The sequence below is a fragment of the Gemmatimonadaceae bacterium genome (assembly GCA_036003045.1).
GTDB lineage: Bacteria > Gemmatimonadota > Gemmatimonadetes > Gemmatimonadales > Gemmatimonadaceae > JAQBQB01.
Genome location: DASYSS010000003.1, coordinates 1 through 6,636, shown reverse-complemented (window position 1 = coordinate 6,636; position 6,636 = coordinate 1). Strand labels below are relative to the sequence as shown.

Genomic DNA, 6,636 nt, shown 5'->3' with positions numbered 1-6,636 from the left:
TCATTCAGTGTCAACGGCGTTGATCGTACAGCGAAGCGGCCGCACTACGTGCTCAGTGGCTCGATGGGCCGGGCCATTCGCACGAATGGGACCGGCAGGCCCGTGCCCAACATCAACTCGACTCGTTCGACCGCGACAAATCCGAGCGCGTCATACAACGGTTCGCCAGGCAGAGTCGCCATCAACTCGAAGCGGCGAAACCCGGCGGCGGACGCCGCGCGCTCGCACGTGTCGTAGAGTCGCCTCGCCAAGCCGCGACGTGCCCAGTCGGGATGCACGAAGAACGCGCGAATGCGCGCGGCATCCACGGCGGGATCCAGCAGCGGATCCTCGGTCTGCTTCATCTGGTCGCCACCGAACAGTGTGCGCCGCGCGCTCCACCCACCCGCTGCTGCCGGCGTCGACGATCCATCGACGACGTAATAGGTGCCGTCGGCAATGAGTTGCGTATCGACGCCAAAGACCTCGCGCAATGCGGCATCGATTTGCGCGAGGGTATAGTGGCCGGTGCTGAGTCCACGCACCGAAAGCTCGATGAGGTGCCGGAGCGCGGGAACGTCGGCCATCGTTGCGGCGCGAACCAACATCAACGGTCCTCGTTGTGCGCACTCGCGCGCGTCAGGTTCATCCCGAGCCCGGCGTAGCTGCCGAGGTTGAGAGCGCCGGCGACGCCAGCGAACACCAAGGCTATCCGGGGCGCGATGAAGGGGGAGCGCCAGAACTCTCGAATCGTCACGGACACACGGATTGCCGCTGCCTACGAATTGGACAGCAGCTTCACTGTGTGCTCGGCAATGGCCTCCATCTGGTGCTCGCGCTCGCGCGCCCACCGCGGCAAGCGAAGCAGGTTGGCTCCGAACGCGGCCACCGCCATTCCGCCGAACATGCCGAGAAACAGCAACGCCTTCTCCGGCTTGCCGGCCGCGGCGACCACTGAACTGAAGAGCACCGACACCACGCTCATCATGACTCCGAGAATGTTGAGCGCAATGCCGTCGTCCTTCAACGTGGTGAGACGAAGCTGCTCACCATGCTCGGTCGGCTCGACCGAGACGTGGAGGTTGCCATGAGACCATTCGCGGAGCCCGCCGGAAGTCGTCGCGCGGCCGTGCACTCCGAACGTGGTTCGGAATTCAGATATCAGTTGCTCCCACTCGCGGTCCGTGGGCGCGCGCGGCAGATCGACCACGCGCGACACTCCGACGGGCATCCCAAAGGATCGCCGCACGGGCGCCGGCCGCCCGCGGGCGTGGAGCTTCTCCGCGGCTTGCGCGACTCGCGCCGGCTCGATGCCCGCCTCATGACCGATCCGCTGAAGTTCATCCAGGGTCATTCCGCCGGATTCGGCAGGCAGCGACCGACCACGCGCGTCGCCCGTGGTCGCAAGACTGAAAATCTCGCGGACTTCTTCGTCGTCGTACCGTCGCTCGGTCATAGTCATCGATTCTATGACGGCCGCTTTCCACGCGCTACTCAGAGCGACGGGGGCTGTGAATGTCAGGAAGGGGAACGAACTAGAGAGCGGGCCGCCGCGGTACCACGGGCGTGTGAGCCGAACGTCAGCCTCAGCGTTCGTTCGGTTGGCCGACCGAGGAGCCGGTTGGCGATCCTCGAGCCGTCGAGAGCAGGACGGCGGCAACGGTCGCGAAGCCGGCAACTACAGCGGCGACTGCGATCACACCGAATGGAGCGCGGGCACCGGCGACGATGGCCGTTCCGACAGCGGCGACGGCAGCGGCAGCAAAGGTGAGGGCAATCCTACCGGCGCCGGCTTTGGCGCTAGGACGAAGTAGCCACGCTGCGCTCGTTGCGACGACGGCCATCGCGATCAGGCGGAGGTCATGTCGCGCACTCGAGGCAGCGACGGCCCCCGCGATGAAGGGGCCAACAAAAAAGAGGATGCCGAGCGCACGTCGCATGGAGTGAAGAGATTTGGGGATGCCGCAACAAGGCGTTAGCGCGATACTGAGTACGGTTGGTCAGGACGACACACAAGGGCGTCGACGAAGGCAGGCGCGAGGGGAGGCTGTTTAGCGGCTTGAGCCCCACCCGCCTCAGTAGTACTTTACGCCACAAAGAGCTTGGCGCACGACGAGCACAACAGCTGCGGCGGGAAGGGTCGGAGGCAATCATGCGGAAGTGGCTGCGACGCATTCGTGGCGCGATCGGGATGGGCTTTACCTGGGGAGCCGTATGGTCCGCCGCGGGCCTCGTGCCGCGTTGGTTGCTTGGCTTCAACCCCGACGCCCCGTTCCCGATCATCTTCGGCGTACTCGGCTTCATTGCCGGCGTCACGTTCTCCGGCGTCCTCGTGCTCACCGAAGGCCGTCGCGGGTTTGACCAGATGTCGCTTCCGCGCTTCGCGGGATGGGGCGCGACGGGCGGCCTTCTCTTATCAGCCCTCTTCGCCAAGATCGCGTCCCTTGGTTGGGGCGACGTACTAATGATTGCCCCCGCGTTCGCGCTCGCTTCCGCGATCTGTGCCTCCGGCTCGCTCGCCGTGGCCAGGCGAGCGATGCGGCCAGAATTGGCCAGCGACGACGTGACGAAGCTCACCGGGGGCTAGCAATTCCTCTCACATGATGTTGATGGTCGGTTACTTCCATGTGGTTCGCCCAATCCATCTCCGGGTAGTGGTTTTCGCAGTAGAACCTCCATGGAGAAACGGACGATGTCATCGCGGAAAGTGACTGACGAAGAAGGTCGTGTTTGGGAGTGTAAGTCGGAGAGTGCGGAAGCGCCGGGATGCGACGTGAACCTCCTGTGCACGACGGCCGGCTTGCGCGCTCCGCTGCGGTTGAAGGTCAGCTGGCAGTGGGCGAAAATGGCGGAAAAGGGTCTGGCGCGCATGATCGCCGCTGCCGCGCCGCGCCTGGCTTGATCGCGGCCACGACCTCGCGCGCCACGACCCATGCCGGCCGCATCGTAGTCACCACGCGCGACGTGAGCTGACGATAGTGGGCGAACCGCTTTCGGATGACGGCCTCCTCGCGCCCCGCTGACCGACGGATCGCCAATGGGCGGATTGCCTGACGTCGAAGCGTTTCGGCGACACAAATCTCGAGGTCGAGCGACGGAAGCAGGAGGACGGTTGTCGGCGCGGCAGCCAATTCTCGTTGCAGCCCAGCGATCGCAGGATGCACGTCTGCGGAATAGGTCATGAATCCTGACGAGAGAGCCGCGACGGCCGAGCTCCTCGACCCGCGTTCGAGGTAGATCTCGACGTTTGCCGCGGCATAAGCCGCGTACCCATGTACGCGAATGAACCGATCGATATCGCCGTGCGCCACTTCGAATACGCGGTCGAGGTCGAGTACTGACCCGTCGAGGAGCGCGGCGACATACGGAGCCGCGGTGCTCTTTCCGGCGCCGCCTGGGCCAATGAGATGAATCACAGGGATCGCGGGACAACCTGCTTCCCCGAAACCCATGCTGCCGCAGTTAGACAAACCGTGATCGCGATTGACAACGCGATCGGTATGATGAAGAGGTACCGCCAGCTCACGACCGTGATGGCCGCAAAGGCAAGAGCGAACGCCTCCAACGAAAATCCCGCGCCGAACGAGCACGCTTCGATTGGCGCTGCACTCGCTTCATTCGTATGATGGATGTCGGGTATGGATGTTGGGGAAAGGGGAACCCCGCATAGGCCAGGCATGCTCGACAACCTGATCCAAGACGCGCGGTACTCCGCGCGCACGCTCGCCAAGTCATTCGCCTTCTCGCTCACGGCCATCGTCACGCTCGCGATTGGCATCGGCGCCGCCACCGCGATCTTCAGCATGGTGAACGGCGTGCTGGTTCAACGCCTGCCGATGGCGAACGGCGATCGCCTCGTCCATTTCCGACAGCCATCGGCCCGTTCATCCGACGAGGGCCTCTCGGCTCTCGAGGTGGCGGACCTGCGCCGCGACACGCGTGCCTTCAGCGCCGTTGCCGAATACCACACGTTGACGTTCCAGCTCTACGGACACGGCGATCCGCTTCGCGTGACGACTGGCGTCGTTTCGGACGGCTTCTTCGACATGCTCGGCGTCAAGCCCGCGCTCGGACGCACGTTCCGGCCGGGCGAGGAAGCGGTGGGTGCCGCGCCCGTCGTCGTGCTCAGTCATGGATTCTGGATGAATCAGTTTCACGGCGATTCGTCCATCGTTGGGACGAAGTTCACGATGAACGATCGCGTGCACACCGTCGTCGGCGTGCTGCCGCCGCTCCCCGGGTACCCGGAAGAGAACGACGTGTGGATGCCAATCGGCGCCTGTCCCTTCCGCACCTCAGAATGGATGGCGACCACGCGCGACCACCGCATGCTGCGGGCATTCGGTATTCGCAAGCCCGATGTCCCAGAACAAGAGGCGGCGAGCGAGCTCTCGACGCTCAGCGCGCGCGCGCACGCGACGTATCCGGCCGCGTACCCAGCGGCGCTGCGCATGGGTCTCGTGGCCACGAACGCCCGCGACGAGATGACCAAGCGCGCGAAACCCATTCTCTACATGCTTCTCGCCACCGCGGTGTTTCTGCTGCTCGTGGCGGTCGCCAACGTGGCCACGCTCGCGCTTTCGCGACAGTTGCGGCGGTCGCGCGAGTTCGCCTTGCGGGTCGCCCTCGGCGGAGGTGGCGCGCGTCTCTATCGCCAGCTCGCGCTGGAAAACCTGATGCTGAGCGTCGCCGCCGCCGCCGTTGGCGTCGCCATCGCCGGCAGTGGTCTGGGATTGCTGCGCACCTTCGCGACGCGCTTTACACCGCGGGCCGACGAGATCGCGATGAGCGGGCCTGTGTTCCTCTTCGCCGCTGGGCTGTGCGTGATCATCGCGCTCGCGGTCGCCGCGGTGCCGTTCCTTCACGCGCGCGGCCGCCGAGATCTTGTCGGCGCGCTTCGCGCCGGCAACGTTGGTTCAGGAGCGACGCCGCGCGAGCATCGCGTCCGAGGGCTCCTCGTCGCCGCGCAGGTAGCGCTGGCCTTCGTGATGCTCGTTGGCGGGGGACTCATTGGGCGCAGCTTGATCACGCTCGAGCGGGTAGACGCCGGCATCGAACTTCGCGACGTGTTGACCGCCCAGCTCGAGTTGAACTTCACGAAGTACGATACGCCGGCCAAGCAAGAGGCACTCGCGCGCGCACTCGTCGAGCGGCTCGGCGCGTTGCCGGGGGTGAGATCAACGGCAGTGGCCAGCGCGTCGCCACTCCAACCGGGCGGTATGAGCGAGCAGCGGTTCAGCATCGATCGCGCATCCGATCTTGTCGCCGGCAGCCCTCCGCCGCGCGCCGAGGTCACGGCCGTTTCGCCGAAGTACTTTCGGACCGTCGGGATTCCGCTCGTCCGCGGCCGGCCGTTTTCGCCGCTCGATCGCGACACCCTCACCGCACCGGCGATCATCAGCGAGCGCCTGGTCGAGGAATATTGGAACGGGCAGGATCCGATCGGGACGCGTATCACGTTTGACGGTGGGCGAACGTGGCGCGAGGTGGTGGGAGTGGTCGGCAACGTGCGGCACCGCCTTGCCGATCCCGAAGTGGCCGACGCCGTCTATCTGCCGATTCTCGCGTCGTCGTCGCTGTACGACGTTCGCGTGTTCGCTCGCGCGGCTGGCCCTGTGCCGACCGTCGAGCAGGCGGTGCGCGCCGCTGTCCGCGACGTGGATCCGCAACAGTCCGTTTCAAACGTCGAGACGCTCGACCAAGCGCGTGGCGCGCAGTTGGTGGAGCCGCGCCTCACGACCACGCTCGTCGGAGTGTTCGCCGTGCTGGCGCTCGTGCTCACCGCAACAGGGCTCTCGGGCGTCGTCGCCCACAATGTGGCGCAGCGGCTTCCCGAGATCGCGATTCGCGTAGCGCTTGGCGCAACGCGCTCGCGAGTGTTGGCATTGGTCGCGCGCGAAGGGCTCGTGCTCGTCGTCGGCGGCGTGGGCGCCGGGATCATCGCGTCGATCGCGATGCGCGGCGTGGTCTCGCATTTCTTGTTTGGTGTGCGAGCCACCGACGCCGCGACTTACGCCGCGGTGGCGCTGACCATCATCGGCACGGCGGCCGCGGCGTGCGCCGCGCCCTCGTGGCGCGCGCTCAAAGCCGAGCCGGCGCGCTTACTCCGCGGCGCTTAAAGGCTTGTCTGGACTTCGGTGTTGTTCCCCAGCTATCGTCCGGCGGTCTACGAGCGGCAACGCTGCGACCACGACACAAAACGCGAACCACCCGAAAGCGATCGGACGTTCACCCTCGTAAGCGTGGCCGACCGGCTGGAGCGTCGAGTCTGACTCGCCGGTGCCCCCGCGAAGCATGCTCAGGCTGGGACGCACGTCAGCCGAACCGCATCCTCGCCAACACGATCGCTGGCGATGATGCGGAGCGGCGGCCTGGCGCCGGCAAAGTACGGCTTGCCGCCGCCAAGTACGAACGGGCGGAAGTAGAGACGATACTCGTCGATCAGACCGAGGTCGGTCAGGCTCGCTGCGAGGGCGGGCCCGGCGACGTCGATCTCACCCTCGACCTCCTTCTTCAGTCGGCGCACAAACGCGTCGACGCTCTCCGTGACGAGTGTGGCGTTTGCGCCGACCGAGGTGAGCGTATGCGAGACGACCCATTTCGGCTGCGCCCGCCACGCCGCCGCGAAGTCGTGGTCGGCGGCATCCCACTCCGGTC

The 6,636-nt window shown here is 65.8% G+C and carries 7 protein-coding genes; 2 read left to right on the top strand and 5 right to left on the bottom strand.

What is annotated here, in order from left to right; all coding sequences use genetic code 11:
- Positions 1 to 44: 44 nt before the first annotated feature.
- The 3 genes from VGQ44_00640 to VGQ44_00630 all read right to left on the bottom strand — a co-directional run bounded on the left by VGQ44_00640 (position 45) and on the right by VGQ44_00630 (position 1,919).
- The gene (locus VGQ44_00640; protein HEV8445293.1) at positions 45 to 587 is read right to left on the bottom strand and encodes a GNAT family N-acetyltransferase; all 543 of its coding nucleotides are present in this window, start codon (positions 585 to 587) and stop codon (positions 45 to 47) included.
- A 170-nt stretch (positions 588 to 757) separates the two neighbouring features.
- A complete protein-coding gene (locus tag VGQ44_00635; protein HEV8445292.1) occupies positions 758 to 1,441 on the bottom strand; it encodes a hypothetical protein in 684 nt (227 codons plus the stop codon).
- Positions 1,442 to 1,565: 124 nt separating this feature from the next.
- On the bottom strand, positions 1,566 to 1,919 hold the full coding sequence (locus VGQ44_00630) for a hypothetical protein (protein ID HEV8445291.1): 354 nt from the start codon (positions 1,917 to 1,919) through the stop codon (positions 1,566 to 1,568).
- Positions 1,920 to 2,131: 212 nt separating this feature from the next.
- Here VGQ44_00630 and VGQ44_00625 point away from each other — a divergent pair, with 212 nt between their 5' ends.
- Positions 2,132 to 2,566 carry a hypothetical protein gene (locus VGQ44_00625; GenBank protein HEV8445290.1) on the top strand — a complete coding sequence of 145 codons (435 nt, stop codon included), beginning with the start codon at positions 2,132 to 2,134 and terminating at the stop codon, positions 2,564 to 2,566.
- Between the two features lie 238 nt (positions 2,567 to 2,804).
- Here the strand turns inward: VGQ44_00625 and VGQ44_00620 are convergent, their stop codons facing one another.
- Positions 2,805 to 3,395, bottom strand: a complete 591-nt coding sequence (locus VGQ44_00620) for a shikimate kinase (GenBank protein ID HEV8445289.1) — start codon at positions 3,393 to 3,395, stop codon at positions 2,805 to 2,807.
- Positions 3,396 to 3,656: 261 nt separating this feature from the next.
- Between VGQ44_00620 and VGQ44_00615 the strand changes: the two genes are divergently transcribed.
- Positions 3,657 to 6,098 (top strand): ABC transporter permease, encoded by a 2,442-nt coding sequence (locus VGQ44_00615; protein ID HEV8445288.1) that lies wholly within the window; start codon positions 3,657 to 3,659, stop codon positions 6,096 to 6,098.
- A 179-nt stretch (positions 6,099 to 6,277) separates the two neighbouring features.
- Here VGQ44_00615 and VGQ44_00610 read toward each other — a convergent pair.
- Positions 6,278 to 6,636 (bottom strand): dihydrofolate reductase family protein (locus VGQ44_00610; protein HEV8445287.1); only part of this gene is annotated, 359 nt, incomplete at its 5' end.

Coding starts and splice junctions, on each gene's coding strand:
- VGQ44_00615 (HEV8445288.1), top strand. CDS start 3,657: ATGCTCGACAACCTGATCCAAGACGCGCGGTACTCCGCGCGCACGCTC.
- VGQ44_00635 (HEV8445292.1), bottom strand. CDS start 1,441: ATGACTATGACCGAGCGACGGTACGACGACGAAGAAGTCCGCGAGATT.
- VGQ44_00640 (HEV8445293.1), bottom strand. CDS start 587: ATGTTGGTTCGCGCCGCAACGATGGCCGACGTTCCCGCGCTCCGGCAC.
- VGQ44_00625 (HEV8445290.1), top strand. CDS start 2,132: ATGCGGAAGTGGCTGCGACGCATTCGTGGCGCGATCGGGATGGGCTTT.
- VGQ44_00630 (HEV8445291.1), bottom strand. CDS start 1,919: ATGCGACGTGCGCTCGGCATCCTCTTTTTTGTTGGCCCCTTCATCGCG.